Genomic DNA, 17,728 nt, shown 5'->3' on the forward strand with positions numbered 1-17,728 from the left:
GCGTCACGGACGGCTGGTGCCGCGCGGCATCAGGATGGGCGGAATGATTCTGTGTTCGGGTTTCAGCGAAAAAGAGTCTCCGCCGTTTACCGCATTTTCCGTGTTCCCTGCGGAATCGGCTTCCCGTGCGGATGCACCCGTTGCGTATTCGGAGATCTGTCTGACGAGAAGTTCCATAGCGGATTCTACGAGCTTATCCGTCTGCTGCGCTACCGTACTGATCGGAACGACCGCCTGCCTCGCGGCGGGGGAACCGTCGAATCCGATGATCTTGAATTCGTCGGGAAGATGACCGTACTTTCGGAGAATGTGATTCAGCACGATACCGGCGGTTGTGTCGTTGCTGCAGAAGATTCCTTTTCGCTTTCCGGGATATGAAGCGATGATGTCTTCGACAATGGTTTCAACCTTCGTCTGAAGGTCATCGTAGCTGTTGCCGAGCGTATAGGGAAGGATTCTGCAGTCCATACCGTGCCGCTCGCATACGTCGGTGAAGCCGGTGATGCGGGCGCTGGCGGGAACCTGCGGATCATAATCCTGGGAATTGATGTGAAGACAGATGTCGCAGCGGCACTGGTACAGAAGTTCTGTCGCCTGAACGGCCCCGGAATAATTATCGGTATTGACGCTGCTGATATAGCGGTCCTCCCGTTCGACGGCGACGACGGGAATGCCGTAGGATGCCAGCTCGATGGAAGGAATCGTATGGCTGAGAACAATGAGTCCCTCTACTTTGTAGGATAGGAGTTCGCTGATGTAGCGGCGTTCCGTTTCCTCGTGACTGCTTCCGCTGAAGACGATGAATTTGTACCCGTATTTTTCATAGGTGTTCAGGAAGAGGTTCAGAAGCTCTGCGTAAAAACCCAGGTAAAGATTCGGCACGATCAGCCCGATGAATTCCGTCTGACCGTTGGCGAGTATCCGGGCAACCTTGTTGCTTTTGTAATCCAGCACGTCAAGCGCGTCCCGGATCTGTTTCCTGTGATCGGGAGTAACCGATTCGGGACGATTAAAAAATCTTGATATTGTTGTCTTCGAGAAGCCTGTATAACGTGCTATGTCCTGGTAGGTCACGTTTCGTTTCGCCATGGGATATACAGTCACCGCCTTTCACACTGTTCTTGTCTAAAGCGATTATAAAACAGTTTTTTTCCGGTTGCAATAGTGAAAGTAATCGGTTACTTGAATTTTTATTCTGTGCAAAAAAGGGAGAATGTGGAAGAATCGAGAGGAACTGGTTAGATTTGTTAGAAATTAGACAATATTAGAAACAAACCGGTTGACAGAGAATTACAAACAATGTAAAATTATTGTAAAAAATAACCGGTTACTTTGTTAGGGATTCAGACACACAGCGCATGCGCTACGGCACCGGGGGTATGCATCCCGCACAGTCTGAAAACGATGCTCCGGCATCAGGGAAATGCACCCCGACAGGCACATCTGCGGAAGGACGCGTGCCGTGAATATGGATCCCGGGAAAGAACATGGAGGTAGCAGAGTGAAGAAAAGAATTCAAAAGCTGATTGCTCTGACTGTGATTGCGGCGATGTCAGGTTTCCTTCTGACAGGCTGCGGAACCTCATCTGATACGGATTCCCAGACTTCGGGAAGCAGCAGCGGAATTACGATTTTCAATTCCAAGATGGAAATTCAGGATCAGATGCTCGAAATGGCAAAGAGATACGAGAAGGAGACGGGCGTGAAGGTGGAGGTCTATTACTCCAGCGACACGGTCTCGGCTCACCTGGCTACAAAGTATGCGTCCAACAATCCCTATACCATCTCGATGGTCGACGCCAAGGATGTTTATTCACTGGCGAAGGAGCACGCGGTAGATCTCAGTGATCAGAAATGGGTCAGGGACACCGACTATGAGATCAGTATCGACGGCAAAGTCTACGGTTTTCCGGTTTGCGTAGAGGCCAGAGGTCTGATCTATAACGCCGATGCGATTGAAAAGATCACGAAAGAGAAATTTAACCCATCCGATTATTCCACACTGACAGAATTCAAGGGGCTTCTTGCGAAGCTGAGAAAGGGCGGAATGAAGCATCCGACCGGCATCATGAAGGAAGACTGGTCCCTGGCGGCGCATTACCTGGCGCAGGTCTATGAAGAGAGAAAGAATCCCGACGCCTTTGTCCGGGGACTGAGCAGCGGCTCCATCGATCTCAGCAAAGACAAAAAATTCAATGCGCTGATGGACACGTTTGATGTTCTGATGGCAAACAATTATTCCAAGGACAGCGCGATCTCCGCAGAACGTGAGGTTTCCGAGCAGAAACTTGCAGAGGGGGAAATCGCATTCATGTTCGGCGGCAACTGGGACTGGTCCGTGCTCAGCGCATATGATTACAGCAAGAACATGGGGATTATGCCGGTTCCGCAGAATATCGACGATGGAATGAACAAAGAATTAGTGGGCGGCGGCTCCAAATTCTTTTTCATCGATTCCTCGAAGCACACCTCGGACAGGCAGAGGAAAGAGGCGAAGGCCTTCCTCAACTGGCTGGTGTATAACAACGAAGGACAGAAGTTCATCGTAGACGACTGCGCGCTTGTTCCCGCGTACAAAAATATTCGCCTGCAGGTGAAGGATCCGCTGGGCCGGTCCGTCAAGAAGTATGCGGATGCCGGGAAGCTTATTCCTAACTACAATTACCTGCCGGACGATCATTACGCGATTCTGGGCGCAGCCTTCCAGAAATATCTGGCCGGCATGGATACCCGCAAGGGGTTCGCGAAGGCGGTAACCACTTACTGGAAGACTAAGACGTTAACGAAACATGAGGACGAATGAGGGATTCGTAAGGAGAACATCTAATGGAAAGAAACACGATGTCATATAAGACAAAACAGTTCCTGATGTTTGCCGGTCCGGCTCTGATCCTTTTTTCAATGGTGATCATTATTCCATTCGTATATGGACTATATCTGACCTTCACCAGCTGGGACGGAGTCTCTGTAAGCAAACCTTTCGTGGGATTTGCGAACTATATTTCGGCATTCAAGGACTACTATTACTGGGCGGCGATCGGAAGGACACTGATCTATTCCGCGTTTGCCGTCATACTCATCAATGTGGTGGCCTTTCTGCTGGCGTATCTTGTGACCAGCGGAGTCAAAGGTCAGAATTTCTTCCGGGCGGGATTCTTCATTCCGAATCTCATCGGAGGAATCGTTCTGGGATATGTATGGAAATTCGTATTCAACCGTGCTTTTGTCGCACTGGGAGAGGCCATCGCGGCGGGAACCGTCCCGTCTCTTCTGTCAACGCCCTCCGGTGCGCTGTTCTGCCTGGTACTGGTATCGGTATGGCAGTATGCGGGTTATATGATGCTGATTTATGTGGCGGGCTTCATGGGCGTTTCCGACAGTCTGAAGGAGGCGGCCATGATCGACGGATGTACGCCCTCGCAGGCTATGTGGAATGTGACGATCCCGCTGATGAGGACTTCCTTTGTAACATGTATATTCCTGAGCATTACCAGATGCTTCGTTGTATACGATGTCAACCTGTCGCTGACCAAGGGCGAACCGTTCAACTCTTCCGTTCTTGCCGCGATGCACGTATACAACAAAGCCTTTGTCTACAAAGATTATGGCACCGGCCAGGCAGAGGCGCTGATTCTGTTTGTAATCTGCGCGGTCATAGGAATTACCCAGGTCTATGTCGGTAAGAAGGGGGAGGTGCAGGCATAATGAATGCGAGTGAACAGGCCGCAAGAAAAAAGAAGATTCAGCATGTGATCATGATCATCGTGCTGATTCTCGTATTCCTGCTCTTTATCGCGCCGTTTATTCTGGTACTGATTAACGTATTCAAGACCAAGGGCGATATCAATTCGGATCCGCTGGCGCTCATCGGCGCCCATGGATTCACACTCCGGAATTTCCCGGATGCGATGGCCAAGATGGATTTCTGGAACGTGTTCAGGAACTCCGCAGTCATCACCTTCTGTGCGACCGTGCTGACGATTCTGTTTTCGGCGATGGCGTCTTTTGTAATCGTTCGCAACGGAAGATGGAAGGCGTGTGCGATTCTGTTCGCAGCGATGATCGCGTCCATGGTCATCCCGTTCCAGGTGCTGATGGTACCGCTGGTATCCGTATACGGCGGAATTTTCCATATCCTGAACAGCAGGATCACGCTGATTCTGATGCATACCGGATTTTCTGTTTCCATGGCGACGTTCATGTTCCATGGAGCGATTAACACGAATATTCCCCTTGAACTGGAGGAGGCCGCTCTCATTGACGGCTGCTCCAGGTGGCAGACCTTCTGGAAAATCGTGTTCCCGCTGCTGAAGCCGACGGTGGCGACGGTGGCGATTATCGACGCGATGGCCTTCTGGAATGACTACCTCCTGCCAAGCCTGGTGCTGGGTGAAAAACAGCTGTACACCATTCCGATTGCGACACAGATGTTCTACGGGACGTATTCCACAGACATCGGTCTGGTGATGGCGGCGCTGCTGCTGGCAATGCTGCCGATTCTGATCCTGTATCTGTTCCTGCAGAAATATATCGTCGCAGGAGTTACGGCAGGCGCGGTCAAGGGCTGATAAACAGGAGCCGGAGAGAATATGGAGCGGTTTTTTGACACAAATAATCCGATTATGCGTTTCCTGTCGCGGCTTGTGGATCTGGCGGTTCTGAATCTCCTGACGCTGGCGTGCGCTCTTCCGGTCGTAACGATGGGAGCGTCGCTGACTGCCATGAACTATGTGATGATTCATCAGGTGCGGAATGAGGAGACCTACATCACAAAGATGTTTTTCAGGTCTCTGAAGGACAACCTGCGGCAGGGAATCGGGCTGGGCCTGATTTACGCCGGTTTCGCGGCGATGGCTGCGGTGGATCTGCTGGCGCTGCGGCGGTTTGATACAAAGGAAACAACGGCGCTGATGCTGTTTCTGACATTTGTATCAGTCTACGCGGTGGCGCTGGCGGCATACAGCTTCGGTCTGCTGGCGCGGTTTGAAAACACCGTCCGGGAAACGCTGAAAAACGCGGCGCGGCTTTCAGTAGGGAATCTGCCCCGGACAATGGGGATGATTCTGGTATGGGTCGTGTGGGGCGCGGTACTGCTGTATCTGCATAAGGCGGCTCCTCTGGCCATTCTGCTGTACGGGGTCAGCCTTCCGGGATATCTTTGTACGCTGCTCTATGATCCGGTTTTTAAAAAAATGGAAGCAGGGATAAATCCCAAATCCGGGGCTGTCTCGAAGGAAGAGAAATAAGCTGCGGAGAAGACTGCAGAACTGCAGCCATCTGAAGAGGTGACAAGATGAGTCAGGCATTGAATGAAGCAAGACATTATGAAGAGGAGACTGAACTGCAGATCGACGAGACGGAACGACCGGCGTTCCATTTGTCGCCTCGGATCGGATGGATGAATGACCCCAACGGGTTCTCGTTCTATGGAGGAAAATACCATCTGTTTTATCAGTATTATCCGTACAGCTCACACTGGGGTCCCATGCACTGGGGACACGCCGTCAGCGATGATATGATCCGATGGACGTATCTGCCGGCAGCACTTGCGCCGGACGAGTCCTACGACAGGGACGGCTGTTTCTCCGGAAGCGCGGTGACAATGCGCGACGGGAAACAGCTGCTGATGTATACCGGTGCGGTATCCGAGAAGGAGTTCGGGGGAGCCTTTGTACAGACGCAGAACCTTGCCGTCGGCGACGGACTGGATTATGTGAAATACAAAGGAAATCCGGTAATTACTGCGGCAGACCTCCCGAAGGGTGGGAGCCCGTATGATTTCCGGGATCCGAAGATGTGGCGGGAGGAGGACGGAAGCTATGGCGTCGTCATCGCCTGCCGCAATGAAGGCGGATACACGCAGGTTGTGCTGTTCCGCAGCGAGGACGGGATGCGATGGGATTTCGATACTGTCCTGGCAGAGAATCATGACCGCATCGGCCGGATGTGGGAATGCCCCGATTTCTTCCGGCTGGACGGGAAATATGTGCTGCTGGTCAGCGCCATGGACATGCTGCCGTCAGGGATGGAATATCACAGCGGAAACAACTGCGTGTACTTTGTCGGCGAATACGATCGGGAAACAGGGATCTTCACGGAGGAATGCGACCATGCGGCGGATTATGGCATCGACTTCTATGCGGCGCAGACAACGCTGACGCCGGACGGGAGAAGGGTTATGATCGGCTGGATGCAGAATCCGGACACGACGAGTCTGCGGACGCTTACACATCCGGTATTCGGGCAGATGAGTATCCCGCGGGAGCTTTCGGTTCGGGACGGGGTGCTGTACCAGACTCCGGTCAGAGAACTTTCCGCATACCGCACAGACCCGGTGGTGAGAGAAAATGTTCGGCTGGATGACGCAGATCTGAGCATTCACGGAATCAGCGGCAGGCTGGTGGATCTGGAGGTGGAGATCCGGGCGCAGGACCCGGTGGAAGGATACAGAGAGTTCCGGTGCCGCTTCGCCTGCGATGAGAGGTTTTACACGGAGTTCTGCTTCCGCCCGAAGGATTCGGTGATTTCCATCGACCGGAAATTCTCGGGCCAGAGACGGGCGATCATCCGTCACAGAGAGGCGGGTATCAGCCACGAGAACGGGAGGCTTAGTTTCCGGATGATCCTGGACCGGTACAGCGCAGAAGTCTTTGTAAACGGAGGAGAAAAGGTCATGACCGTCACCCTGGAGACGCCCCGGGAGGCGGAGGGAATCTCCTTCCATGTAAAAGGAAAAGCGATACTGAATATAAAAAAATACCGCCTGGAAATCTGATTCAGGACGGAACCGTTATCGGGATAAGAAAAAGGAGAGAAGAAATGGCAAATTTGTCTTTGAAGGGAATTCAGAAAATATATCCCAACGGCTATCATGCCGTGACTGATTTCAATCTGGAGGTGGAGGATAAAGAATTCATTATCTTTGTCGGACCCTCCGGCTGCGGGAAGTCTACTACGCTGCGGATGATCGCGGGTCTGGAGGACATTTCAGAGGGTGAATTCCGCATCGACGGGAAGTTGATGAACGATGTGGAGCCGAAGGATCGGGACATCGCCATGGTGTTTCAGAGCTATGCGCTGTACCCGCACATGACCGTATATGACAATATGGCCTTCGCGCTGAAACTGAGGAAGCTGCCGAAGGACGAGATCGACCGTAAGGTTCGTGAGGCGGCCCGTATTCTGGATCTGGAGAAACTGCTGGACAGAAAACCGAAGGCGCTTTCCGGCGGTCAGCGTCAGCGTGTCGCCATGGGCCGTGCCATCGTCAGAAACCCCAAGGTATTCCTGATGGACGAGCCTCTGTCCAACCTGGACGCCAAGCTGAGAGTCCAGATGCGGATTGAAATTTCCAAAATCCATGAGAGGCTGGGCGCTACGATAATCTATGTAACACACGATCAGACAGAGGCGATGACGCTGGGAACGCGGATCGTCGTCATGAAGCAGGGCGTGGTGCAGCAGATCGATACGCCGGATAATCTCTACAGCAGACCGTGCAATCTGTTTGTCGCAGGATTCATCGGCTCGCCGCAGATGAATTTCATGGATGCGAAGGTGAGCGTTGACGGCGAGAACGTGACTCTTGCTGTCGGAGAGCATGTACTTCATGTGCCGGAAGACAAAAAACAGGCTCTGATCGACGGCGGCTATGACGGCAAAACCGTCGTTCTCGGCATCCGTCCGGAGGATATTTCCGATGACGAAGAATTCATCAAAGCCAATCCGGACTGTGTGATCCGTTCGAAGATTAAGGTGTACGAGATGCTGGGGGCTGAAGCGTATCTCTACTTTGATGTTGAGGGAACGCAGGTCACCGCGCGGGTGAATTCCAACACGCAGCTGCGTCAGGGCTCCGATGCGGTGTTCGCGCTTGACATGTCAAAGATTCACCTCTTCGACAAAGAAACCGAGAAGAATATTCTTTTCTAAACTGCTCTATACTACAGCGAAAGCGGGTGTTCTGCTATGGCGGGATGCCCGCTTTTGCTGTGGAGGAGAATATCCCCCGTAATGAGTAAAAATTTAGAATATTACAAATCAACCTTTAGGGGGATATGCAAAGAATAATTTTTACGAATAAAATATATTGTTAATATTTTATGACGGATCAGTAACGAAACGAGGTGATAGTGATGAAAACGCTTTTGGACAAAAGGGATGGCATTGGAATTATAACAATGAACTGTCCGGATAATCTGAATGCGATTGATGTAGAGATGTCTGCAGAGCTTCTGGAGAGACTGCAGTCATGTGATCAGGATGATGAGATCAAGGTGGTTGTTCTGCGTTCTGGCGCAAAAGCTTTTTCTGCGGGAGGGGATCTGGTATATAGTTACAAAAAACTTCAGGCAGGAGATGACATTGATTTTACCGAGCTGGTGGAGAATGTGGGTAAACTGGTTTTAGAGATAAAGACAATGAGGAAACTGGTCATCACACAAGTGGATGGTGTCGCCGCAGGAGCAGGAGCCAGTCTGGCAATTTCAGGAGATATTGTTCTTTTGTCAGACAGAGCAACGCTGGTACAGGCTTTTGTTAATGTAGGGCTGGTACCAGACACCGGTGGAACGTATCTGTTAACCCATTCTCTAGGTATGGCACAGGCGATGAAATTTATGATTACAGGAGAGCCGATGAAATCGGCGGATGCTTTGGCTTTCGGCTTGGCAACAGAGGTTGTGGAGTCTAAGGAACTGGAGGCTGTAACGGAGAAGTGGGCGAATAAAATCGCAAAAGGACCACTGAAAGCATATGAGAATTTGAAGCGGCAGGTTTATTACGCAGCCTATCGAGAGTTGCCTATGTATCTGGAAAATGGTGAAAAACCGACACAATTGAAGGTTAGCCATAGCAGTGATTTCAGGGAAGGTGTTGCAGCCTTTGTCGAAAAAAGAAAACCGCAGTTCCAGGGAAAATAGATGACGGTATGAGCAGAGGAGAGCATTCGAAGAATCATACAACATGAAAGAGCAGACGCGAAAGCGATCTGCTCTTTTAAAAAATCATAAAAAGGGGTGATACGGGCCGAGAAGAACAACATCATTCCGGGGTGCGATGTAGAAGCGAGGGAGGTCTGATAGGATGGTTACAACGTAAACAAAATCGAAAGAGGAGGTAAACGAATGGTAAGTATCGAACTGAAGGATCGTGTCGCAATTCTCACCGGTGCTGCGACCGGGCTCGGTAAGGAGACGGCATGTCTAATGGCAGATTGCGGTGCCAACATCGTGATAGGCGACATGAACGTTGCGGGAGCAGAAGATGCAGCTAAGGAGATTGCAGATAAGTATGGTGTCCAGGCATATGCAGCAGAGTGTGATGTAACTGATGCAGTTCAGGTAAAGAAAATGTTTGAACTTGCGAAGGACAAGTTTGGCAAGATTGACATCGTTGTAAATGCCGCAGGAATATGCGTTTATCAGATGTTGCACGAGGCGGATCCGGATGCAGTTGCAAAGATGATGGACATCAACATCAACGGTACTGATATTATCGACAAGCTGGCTCTTGCGTATATGAAGGAACAGGGAGAAGGAAGAGTTATCAATTTTTCATCCGTGGCAGGCCGTGGCGGAAGCATTCTGGTTCCCCATTATGCTATGACGAAGGCTGCGATCATCAACTTGACCCAGAGTTACGCTATGTTGGGAGCCAAATTCGGTTTGCAGTACAATGCAGTGTGCCCAGGCATCATCAAGACAGATATTTGGATGAAATATTTGAGGCAGATTATTCCGGGTGATGAGGAGAAGCAGGACGCATTCTTTGACAAATTCTGTTCTGATCATATTCCGCTTGCGAGACCGCAGGAGACAACAGATATTGCAAATGCGGTGCTGTTCCTTTCTTCTGATTTGGCAAAGAACATTACAGGACAGGCATTGAATATTTGTGGCGGTATGCACATGGATTGATAAAAAGAAGGGAGAAAATAATGGCTAAGTATGAGGTAAACATGCCGAAATTCGGCGCGACGATGGAAGATGGAGAGATTGTTGAGTGGTATAAGAACGTCGGAGATCCGGTGAAAAAGGGCGACAAACTCTGCAGTATTATGACAGAAAAACTGACCAATGACCTGGAAGCGATGCATGACGGGACTCTGACGGAGATCAATACGCAGGTTGGTGAGAAGGCTAACTGCGGCGACATCATCGGATACATCGAGGACTAAAAGGTGGTGAAATCATGCAGGTGGGCGAAACTACGCAGGATGGTAAAACTATAAGTAAAATTGAGAAGATGATCGGAATCCGCAAGTTGACACTGGATTCTCTTCAGGAAAGTATGCGCAGAGCACCTCAGGTTTCGGGGTTTGTTCATGCAGATGTGAGCGGTGTGGTCAAACTGAGAGCGAAGTTAAAAGAAGAGGGATACAAAGTAAGTATCACAGATATTTTTGTAAAGCTCGCAGCTATGGCTATCGAGAAACATCCTGAGGTGAATTGCTCTCGGACAGAAAGTGAACTGATTTACTACTCTTCGATCAATATGGGTGTCGCCGTGGGTACACCCACGGGACAGCTTATTGTTCCAGTAATCAAAAACTGTGAAAGTAAGTCTTTGCTGGACATTTCTGCGGGAATGAAGGAAATCCAGGAGAAGGTCAAGAGCAATCAGCTCACCATGGATATGATGGAGGGTGGAACCTTCACATTGAGCAGCATTGGGATGTTTAATGTGGATAATGCGGATCCCATTCTGAATGTGCCCCAATCTGGAATCATCGCTGTTGGACGAATTCAGAATGAGCCGGTGGTATTGGAGGACATGTCCATTGGGATCTGCCCCAAAGCTTACCTTTCAATTACCCTTGATCATGGCGCTATCAACGGTGCCCCAGCCTCGATGTTCATGAGGACGTTCTCGGAGATGGCCGCGGTGGCGGATCAGATAATCACGATAGAATAGGAGGATCATTATGAAATATCCAAAAGAATACTACATGGACACATATGAGAAGCTGACTTTTGCCAGGCAGTATGAGATGAAGGTCCCGGAACTGCTGGCGACAGGAAAGCTCCCTGGATTTTACCACCTGGCTGTTGGTCAGGAGGCGATTCAGATGGCAATCTATCTGGAGAAGGAGGACGCCGACTGGCTGAGTCCGCACCCGAGATGTCATCCGCTGTATGCGTTGACATGCGGAATTAACGACTTTACTACCGAGATGATCGGCAGAAAGAGTTCCTTGTGTGGGGGAGTTGCCAGCTATGTGCATATCTTCTCGCCAGAGCATCACATTTGCCCATCTAACGGTCTAATGGGCGAAAATCAGGCTATCGGCGCAGGTTTCGGTTTGGCTCTAACCGAATTTGATGACACTGAAGGTTGTTTGATTCTGGGAATCGGCGATGGGACTCTGGAAGAGGGTGCAGTCAACGAAGTGATGAATGTGATTGCATCAAGAAATTTGAAGGTTTGCATGATCATCGAGAACAATGATATTACGATTTCCACACGCAAGCACGATGTCAGTCGTCTGAGGGATCCGGGAGAAAGAGCATATGGAATGGGTCTTCCCGTCATGTTTGGAGACGGTAATGATATCTTCGAGGCAAGAGAACTGATCCGTATCGGTCTGGAGAAAGCTCGTAGAGGTGAGCCGAATGTGATATCGCTGAAAACCTATCGTCTGAGAGGACATTTCGAGGGTGATCCTACTGTGTATCGGGATCCTGCCGAGACAGAAGAAGCGATGAAGCACGAGCCGGTGAAACGTTGCCGCGAATTCCTGATGTCCAAAGGCATTGCTACGGAAGAAGAGTTAAATGCTATCGATGAGGCACAGGGCAAGATAGTCAACGCCGCCTTTGAGCAGGCAGTGCAGGCGGAAATTCCTACACCGGAAGACGTTATCGGGCCGGAACTTGTTTTCGCAGACTGAGAAAGGAGATGGAAATCATGGCAGAAATGACAATGATACAGGCTCTGAATACCGCATTGAAAGAGGAAATGGAGCGTGACGAAAACGTATTTCTGATGGGCGAAGATATCAGAGAGATGGGAAGTACTTTTGGCGTAACCACCGGACTCTATAAGATATGGCCGGATCGTGTGATCAACACACCTCTTGCAGAGGCTGGAACCGCCAATATGTGCGTGGGGGCAGCGCTGTACGGGAAGCGTCCGGTGTTTGAGATCATGTTCGCAGACTTTAGTACTTTGATTTATGATGCCATTGTCAATCAGGCATCCAAGATGAGATACATGTCTCACGGAAAGGTATGCTGCCCGGTGGTATTCCGCGGACCTCAGGGTGCTGGCGGAGGAATTGGTGCGCATCACAGCCAGACCGTAGACAGCTGGTTCATGAATGCCCCGGGTTTGAAGATGGTAGAACCCTCTACTCCACAGGATGCTTACGGATTGATGAAGGCCTCTATCAGGGACAACAACCCGGTGCTGTTTTGGGAACACAAAGCGCTGTATAGGGTTCCCGGTGATGTACAGACTGGTGAAGATCAGATCGTTCCTATCGGAAAAGCTAAGGTATGCAAGGAAGGAACAGATATTACAGTCGTTGCAGGACAGCTGATGCTCATGCGCATCTTCAAGCTCCTGCCTGAGCTGGAAAAGGCCGGAATCAGTATTGAACTGATTGATCCGAGGACAATCAAACCCTTTGATTATGAAACCGTTGAGGCATCTGTACGGAAGACAGGAAGACTGCTGATGGTGGCAGAGGGCTGCCGTGAAGGTAACTGGACTGCGGACATAGCCTCCAATATTGGGGAAACATGCTACAATGCTTTGAAGGGACCGATCAGAAGACTGGGTGCAATCGATTCACCAATACCGTATGCGACAGCAGAGCTCTTCATGATTCCAAGTGAAGACAGTATTGCTAAGACCATTAAGGAAATGGTGAAATAGGACACTGACAAAAAAGACGATACCGGCAGTTGATGCCGGTATCGACGATTATAAACCCTAATACTGAGACTTGCTTTCCTCGGAAAGAAGCTGCATAAGAGAAACACGGTTTTGGACGTTCAGTTTTTCGTAAATATGCTGAATGTGAGTTTTCACCGTGTTCAGACTGATAAAGGTCTGTTCCGCGATCTTGGCGTTGGTCAGCCCCTGAGAAATCAGTTTTGCAATCTCCCACTCCCGATCCGTTAGTTTCTGCCGGATTCTGGAATATCCCAGTTTTTCGGACTCTGAGATATAAGAGGATTGGAAAATGAAGAGAAGATAATTCAGGCTGATTTTGCTGAAGTTCTCATCGATGGAAATGAAGGAATTAATCCGAAATTCGAACAGGGCATTGTCGATGGGAATAGTGATGTGCTCGTTGTCAGTGACAAGTCGTTCCTGAAACTGTGTCATCACATACTGTACAGTGTGCAGATTCTCAGAGGCGGATTCATCTGACAACGGATCGCACTCGCGGAAAAGAGCATTGTATATGATATCGCAATACTTCTGGGCGCAATCGTTTGCTTGGACAACGTCCCTCTTGTTGTCTAATATCATGGCGCCGAAGTCTACATTTTGGTAGCAGGAGTTGAAGAGTTCCTCGGCAAGATGCCGACTTGTCTGGGAGATAGCAATCATATAGTGCTGTGCGATGAAGCGACTGAGCTCCTCAAGGATCCATATTTCATCCCGGGACAAAGGTCCTTCCTCTTCAGATCGATAGATGGAAATGACTCCAAGTCTGACCTTATCGTATACCAGATTCAGGATCGTCTGATAAGGAACATTTGCATCCCGCAGGAAGGAATGGTACCTGGCGCTGCGAGAATTTTTTTCCGGGAAGGCTTCTTCTACCTGAATGACCGGTCGGAAACGCAGTTGAGCAGGGAGATTACGAGCCCGAAAGGGGTCTAGATCCACGGCTCTGGTGTAATACTGTTCCAGCAGTTGTTCACTGAGACCGCGCGTGCGGATTTCGTTGAACCAGGTGTCCGGATTGGAACTGTTCAGTGTGGCAAAACTGGAATTCAGCGGGATAAAGGTCAGTTTATGAAACGGAAAATATCGGTCGATCAACTCCAGAACATGATCCGGGTAGTTGGTATAGTCATTGGGCAGTTCATAGAGAAAATTCAATAATGCCGAAACTTCCTTGATGGATGACGGTTGCATAATTTACTCCTTTTGTACGTGCAATAGTTGTATTGATATTATACAAAAAATGAAAGAAGATTGCAATTAATTGCAATATGAGAGTGACCGAAACGGAGGTGTATCCATGAAAGCACTGAGATTAGTGGAACCGAAGAATTTTCAGATCGTTGATATTCCGGAGCCGATCCAGGACGGAAACCATGTGATCATTGATGTGGAAAGGGTTGGACTGTGTGGCTCTGACCTTACGCTGTGGAAGGGAACCAGAATTTTCGGCAGTGGGCACATAATGGGTCATGAATACTGTGGGACGGTGGTTGATCCAGGGCCACGGAAAGATCTGTGCATTGGTGACAGAGTTGCCGGAATTCCTGCGAATTATTGTCGAAACTGCTTTTTTTGCAACAATGGAATGGAAAATTTGTGTAATGAAACGGTCACAAAGGGTGGTCCCGGCGTGACGATTGATGGAGCGTGTACAGCCCGCTTTGCGGTTCTTGCAGACAAAGCATTCAAGCTGGGCAGCGGTGTGAAACCGGAACTGGGTGCACTGGTAGAGCCTATCGCCAACGGGCATCACGCGGCGATCACCCGGGGAAACGTGCAGGCCGGGGAAAAGATCCTAATCATCGGCGGCGGCATCATAGCTATACTCACGGCATGGTGGGCAAAAAAACAAGGCGCTTATATTGTAATGTCTGAAATCAATGAGGGTAGGATTGCACACCTGAAGAAGTTCGGCGTGGCTGATGAAGTCGTCAATCCTATGGAAGAAGGATCGCTGAAGGCGGTTCAGGCGAAGACAAGAATCGGATTCGACAAGATCTTCGAGTGCAGCCATCCCAATGATAAGCTGTTTAACGAGACGCTGATTCCTATGGTGCGAAAAGGCGGGACAATAATTCAGGTCGGCAGCATGGAGGGTGTTCTCAGTTTCAATTTCTTCGCATTTCAATACAAAGAACTGTCGTATGTCTCTAGTTGGAGTATCACTGAAAATGATTTTACCGAAGCGATTTGGGCGGTTGAGAAATATCCGGAAGAGTTTCTTCCGCATATCACCAGTGTGATCTCCATGGAAGAGGTTCAGTCGCGGATGACTGCAATGGCTTCCGGAAAACTTCAGGATGTCAAGGTTATAATTGATCCTCATCGGTAAAGTGACAGAAAGGATTTTCAGCAGTGGATTACAAAAAAATTTACAGAGAAAAAATCGTTAGTGTAGGGGAAGCGCTTTCTCATATTCATCAGGGTGACCGCATTATGACTTCGCTCTGCGCACAGGCACCGTTCCTGTTGCTGAAGAATCTGCATAAGGTTGCTGGGGCAGGGGTAGGATTCAAAATATATAGCAACATGGATCTGTTTAACTATCCATACTTGGTGGAGGAAAAATACAGAGGCTTGATTGACGTGGACAGTCTGTTTGAGATGGACGGTGACCGGGCTGGACATCGTAAGGGAATCGTGAACTATGTTCCGGGACACCTTCACGATGGGTCCTGGCGCTGGGCGGATTATTATAAACCGAACGTCTTTATAGGTGCAGTGTCCTCTATGGACGAGCATGGATTTTGCAGATTTTCCCTAAGCAACATACACGAAAAAGAGTTTGCACGCCGGGCGGATGTTGTGATTTGCGAGGTGAATCCAAATCTGCCTCAAGTAAATGGGGATACAGAGATCCATATCAGTGATATTGATTACATCGTAGAGTCCAAGGAGCCGATTCCTGTTTTGCCGGAGACACTTAAATTGTCCAAGGAGGATGAAGCGATCGGGGGTTATGTTTCCACTCTGGTGAACGATGGCGATACCATCCAGCTGGGGATTGGCAAGATCCCGGATGCTGTGGCGAACGGACTGATGGAAAAACAGGACCTTGGAGTGCATACAGAGCTGATGACCGATGCCATCTATCGATTGACGGAAGCCGGGGTAGTAACGAATAGGAAGAAAACACTCTTTCGCGGAAAGAGCATCGCAACATTCGCTTTGGGAAGTCAAAAACTGTATGATATGATGCACCAGAATCCGGGTGTATGGATCATGCCGGGGGATCTGGTCAATGATTCCCATATCATTGCTAAGAATGACAATATGGTGTCAATCAATACGGCTATCGAGGTGGATCTCACCGGTCAGGTGTGTTCGGAATCCATCGGAACTTTGCAGTACAGCGGCACCGGCGGTGCCGTGGATACTTCTGCAGGAGCAGGAGCATCAAAGGGCGGGCGGTCTATTATTTGTCTGCATTCTACTGCCAAGAAAGGAGAGTGCTCCACAATCAATGCCATGCATACCCCCGGAGCCATTGTCACTCTTTCTCGAAACAATGTGGATTACGTCGTCACAGAGTACGGGATTGCACCCATGCGGGGACGTAATATCCGACAGAGGATACAAAATCTGATTGCGGTGGCTCATCCGGACTTCCGGACGGAAATCAGAAAGGACGCAGAAAAATATCAACTTTGGTAAGGAGGCCATGAATGAATTTTGAACTGACAAAAAGACAGGAATTCGTGCGGAAACTGGTGCGGCGTTTTGTGGAAAACGAGGTAGCACCTATCGCGGCAGAGATTGACCAGGAACATCGCTTTCCTCGGGAGACCATTGATAAGATGGGTAAACTGGGGATGATGGGAATTGCCTATCCCAAGAAATACGGCGGGGCCGGCGCGGATTACGTTTCCTATATCATCACTATTGAAGAAATTGCCAAGGCGTGTGCCACAACAGCCACGGCTTTTGCCTGCCACAACTCTCTCTGTTGTTGGCCTATTTACACTTTTGGCAGTGAGGAGCAGAAGATGAAATATCTGCCGGAACTCTTTTCCGGACGGAAACTGGGTGCCTTCGGACTGACTGAGCCGGGAGCAGGCTCCGATGCGGGAAGCCAGCAGACCAAGGCGGTTTTGGAAAACGGTGAATGGGTACTGAACGGAACTAAGTGCTTTATCACAAACGGTGGTCAGGCTCAGGTATACGTCATCATTGCTCAGACCGACAAGGATCTGGGAAACAAAGGTATTTCTGCCTTCATTGTGGAGGATACGGATCCGGGATTTTCCATCGGCAAGATCGAATCGAAGATGGGCATCCGGGGATCAGCGACGGCAGAATTGGTGTTCCAGGATTGTCGCATACCGGAGGACAGACTTCTGGGGAAATACAATCGTGGTTTCAACATTGCTATGGAAATCGTAGATGGCGGACGGATCGGCGTTGCTGCGGAGGCAGTGGGTATTGCTGAGGGAGCATTGGAAACAACTGTTGAATATATGAAGCAAAGAAGACAGTTCGGTAAACCTCTGACTAAATTCCAAGGACTCCAGTTTGATATTGCAGAGATGAAGGCCAGAACAGAATGCGCCAGAATGATCTGCTATAAGGCGGCTCAGGAAAAGAATGATGGACTTCCCTATATAATGGATGCATCTATTGCTAAATACTATGCTGCAGAGACGGCAATGTTTGTCACCACAAAGGCTGTACAGTTGCATGGCGGATACGGGTATACAGAGGACTATCCGGTAGAGCGGATGATGCGGGATGCGAAGATCACCGAGATCTATGAAGGAACATCGGAAATTCAGAAAATGATTATTGCCGGGCAGGTATTTAAATAGAGTGTTACAGGAGGAAA

At 49.6% G+C, this 17,728-nt stretch carries 17 protein-coding genes; 15 read left to right on the forward strand and 2 right to left on the reverse strand.

Annotation, left to right across the window (positions count from 1 at the left end; translation table 11 throughout):
- Positions 1 to 3 precede the first annotated feature (3 nt).
- Positions 4 to 1,089 (reverse strand): LacI family DNA-binding transcriptional regulator, encoded by a 1,086-nt coding sequence (locus FYJ64_RS03020; protein WP_154573780.1) that lies wholly within the window; start codon positions 1,087 to 1,089, stop codon positions 4 to 6.
- A 412-nt stretch (positions 1,090 to 1,501) separates the two neighbouring features.
- On the opposite strand from FYJ64_RS03020, the gene FYJ64_RS03025 reads away from it, so the two are divergent.
- The 12 genes from FYJ64_RS03025 (at position 1,502) to FYJ64_RS03080 (ending at position 12,879) form a co-directional block, all read left to right on the forward strand.
- Complete coding sequence (locus FYJ64_RS03025) at positions 1,502 to 2,803, forward strand: ABC transporter substrate-binding protein (RefSeq protein WP_328596980.1); 1,302 nt, start codon at positions 1,502 to 1,504, stop codon at positions 2,801 to 2,803.
- A 23-nt stretch (positions 2,804 to 2,826) separates the two neighbouring features.
- Positions 2,827 to 3,705 carry a carbohydrate ABC transporter permease gene (locus FYJ64_RS03030; protein ID WP_154573781.1) on the forward strand — a complete coding sequence of 293 codons (879 nt, stop codon included), beginning with the start codon at positions 2,827 to 2,829 and terminating at the stop codon, positions 3,703 to 3,705.
- Positions 3,705 to 4,568, forward strand: a complete 864-nt coding sequence (locus FYJ64_RS03035; RefSeq protein ID WP_075712990.1) for a carbohydrate ABC transporter permease — start codon at positions 3,705 to 3,707, stop codon at positions 4,566 to 4,568. Before FYJ64_RS03030 ends, FYJ64_RS03035 begins: the two co-directional genes overlap by 1 nt.
- Before the next feature lie 21 nt (positions 4,569 to 4,589).
- On the forward strand, positions 4,590 to 5,246 hold the full coding sequence (locus FYJ64_RS03040; protein ID WP_154573782.1) for a YesL family protein: 657 nt from the start codon (positions 4,590 to 4,592) through the stop codon (positions 5,244 to 5,246).
- A gap of 47 nt (positions 5,247 to 5,293) precedes the next feature.
- Positions 5,294 to 6,775, forward strand: coding sequence for a glycoside hydrolase family 32 protein (locus tag FYJ64_RS03045; protein WP_154573783.1), 1,482 nt, complete (start codon positions 5,294 to 5,296; stop codon positions 6,773 to 6,775).
- Positions 6,776 to 6,819: 44 nt separating this feature from the next.
- A complete protein-coding gene (locus FYJ64_RS03050; RefSeq protein ID WP_154573784.1) occupies positions 6,820 to 7,932 on the forward strand; it encodes an ABC transporter ATP-binding protein in 1,113 nt (370 codons plus the stop codon).
- A gap of 203 nt (positions 7,933 to 8,135) precedes the next feature.
- Positions 8,136 to 8,921 carry an enoyl-CoA hydratase/isomerase family protein gene (locus tag FYJ64_RS03055; protein ID WP_154573785.1) on the forward strand — a complete coding sequence of 262 codons (786 nt, stop codon included), beginning with the start codon at positions 8,136 to 8,138 and terminating at the stop codon, positions 8,919 to 8,921.
- A 204-nt stretch (positions 8,922 to 9,125) separates the two neighbouring features.
- Positions 9,126 to 9,917, forward strand: a complete 792-nt coding sequence (locus FYJ64_RS03060) for an SDR family NAD(P)-dependent oxidoreductase (protein WP_154573786.1) — start codon at positions 9,126 to 9,128, stop codon at positions 9,915 to 9,917.
- A gap of 20 nt (positions 9,918 to 9,937) precedes the next feature.
- On the forward strand, positions 9,938 to 10,177 hold the full coding sequence (locus tag FYJ64_RS03065) for a lipoyl domain-containing protein (RefSeq protein WP_154573787.1): 240 nt from the start codon (positions 9,938 to 9,940) through the stop codon (positions 10,175 to 10,177).
- 14 nt (positions 10,178 to 10,191) lie between these two features.
- Positions 10,192 to 10,914: a 2-oxo acid dehydrogenase subunit E2 gene (locus FYJ64_RS03070; RefSeq protein ID WP_154573788.1), complete on the forward strand. Its 723-nt coding sequence runs from the start codon at positions 10,192 to 10,194 to the stop codon at positions 10,912 to 10,914.
- Between the two features lie 10 nt (positions 10,915 to 10,924).
- Positions 10,925 to 11,890 (forward strand): thiamine pyrophosphate-dependent dehydrogenase E1 component subunit alpha, encoded by a 966-nt coding sequence (locus tag FYJ64_RS03075; protein ID WP_154573789.1) that lies wholly within the window; start codon positions 10,925 to 10,927, stop codon positions 11,888 to 11,890.
- 17 nt (positions 11,891 to 11,907) lie between these two features.
- Entirely contained in the window at positions 11,908 to 12,879 is a 972-nt protein-coding gene (locus FYJ64_RS03080; protein WP_206045520.1) for an alpha-ketoacid dehydrogenase subunit beta, read from the forward strand.
- Positions 12,880 to 12,936: 57 nt separating this feature from the next.
- On the opposite strand, the gene FYJ64_RS03085 is transcribed toward FYJ64_RS03080, so the two are convergent.
- Complete coding sequence (locus tag FYJ64_RS03085; RefSeq protein WP_206045521.1) at positions 12,937 to 14,061, reverse strand: LuxR family transcriptional regulator; 1,125 nt, start codon at positions 14,059 to 14,061, stop codon at positions 12,937 to 12,939.
- A gap of 142 nt (positions 14,062 to 14,203) precedes the next feature.
- Between FYJ64_RS03085 and FYJ64_RS03090 the strand changes: the two genes are divergently transcribed.
- The 3 genes from FYJ64_RS03090 to FYJ64_RS03100 are packed head-to-tail and all read left to right on the forward strand — an operon-like array spanning position 14,204 to position 17,711.
- Positions 14,204 to 15,238: a zinc-dependent alcohol dehydrogenase gene (locus FYJ64_RS03090; protein WP_154573792.1), complete on the forward strand. Its 1,035-nt coding sequence runs from the start codon at positions 14,204 to 14,206 to the stop codon at positions 15,236 to 15,238.
- Between the two features lie 23 nt (positions 15,239 to 15,261).
- Positions 15,262 to 16,560 carry an acetyl-CoA hydrolase/transferase family protein gene (locus tag FYJ64_RS11720; RefSeq protein WP_328596981.1) on the forward strand — a complete coding sequence of 433 codons (1,299 nt, stop codon included), beginning with the start codon at positions 15,262 to 15,264 and terminating at the stop codon, positions 16,558 to 16,560.
- Positions 16,561 to 16,571: 11 nt separating this feature from the next.
- Entirely contained in the window at positions 16,572 to 17,711 is a 1,140-nt protein-coding gene (locus tag FYJ64_RS03100; RefSeq protein ID WP_154573793.1) for an acyl-CoA dehydrogenase, read from the forward strand.
- The last annotated feature ends 17 nt before the right edge of the window (positions 17,712 to 17,728 follow it).

It is taken from the genome of Hornefia butyriciproducens (assembly GCF_009695915.1).
Taxonomy (GTDB): domain Bacteria; phylum Bacillota; class Clostridia; order Peptostreptococcales; family Anaerovoracaceae; genus Aminicella; species Aminicella butyriciproducens.

Bases quoted from the DNA above. Each gene is read 5' to 3' on its own strand.
- FYJ64_RS03020 (WP_154573780.1), bottom strand. From the start codon at position 1,089: ATGGCGAAACGAAACGTGACCTACCAGGACATAGCACGTTATACAGGC.
- FYJ64_RS03030 (WP_154573781.1), top strand. From the start codon at position 2,827: ATGGAAAGAAACACGATGTCATATAAGACAAAACAGTTCCTGATGTTT.
- FYJ64_RS03035 (WP_075712990.1), top strand. From the start codon at position 3,705: ATGAATGCGAGTGAACAGGCCGCAAGAAAAAAGAAGATTCAGCATGTG.
- FYJ64_RS03040 (WP_154573782.1), top strand. From the start codon at position 4,590: ATGGAGCGGTTTTTTGACACAAATAATCCGATTATGCGTTTCCTGTCG.
- FYJ64_RS03045 (WP_154573783.1), top strand. From the start codon at position 5,294: ATGAGTCAGGCATTGAATGAAGCAAGACATTATGAAGAGGAGACTGAA.
- FYJ64_RS03050 (WP_154573784.1), top strand. From the start codon at position 6,820: ATGGCAAATTTGTCTTTGAAGGGAATTCAGAAAATATATCCCAACGGC.
- FYJ64_RS03055 (WP_154573785.1), top strand. From the start codon at position 8,136: ATGAAAACGCTTTTGGACAAAAGGGATGGCATTGGAATTATAACAATG.
- FYJ64_RS03060 (WP_154573786.1), top strand. From the start codon at position 9,126: ATGGTAAGTATCGAACTGAAGGATCGTGTCGCAATTCTCACCGGTGCT.
- FYJ64_RS03065 (WP_154573787.1), top strand. From the start codon at position 9,938: ATGGCTAAGTATGAGGTAAACATGCCGAAATTCGGCGCGACGATGGAA.
- FYJ64_RS03070 (WP_154573788.1), top strand. From the start codon at position 10,192: ATGCAGGTGGGCGAAACTACGCAGGATGGTAAAACTATAAGTAAAATT.
- FYJ64_RS03075 (WP_154573789.1), top strand. From the start codon at position 10,925: ATGAAATATCCAAAAGAATACTACATGGACACATATGAGAAGCTGACT.
- FYJ64_RS03080 (WP_206045520.1), top strand. From the start codon at position 11,908: ATGGCAGAAATGACAATGATACAGGCTCTGAATACCGCATTGAAAGAG.
- FYJ64_RS03090 (WP_154573792.1), top strand. From the start codon at position 14,204: ATGAAAGCACTGAGATTAGTGGAACCGAAGAATTTTCAGATCGTTGAT.
- FYJ64_RS03100 (WP_154573793.1), top strand. From the start codon at position 16,572: ATGAATTTTGAACTGACAAAAAGACAGGAATTCGTGCGGAAACTGGTG.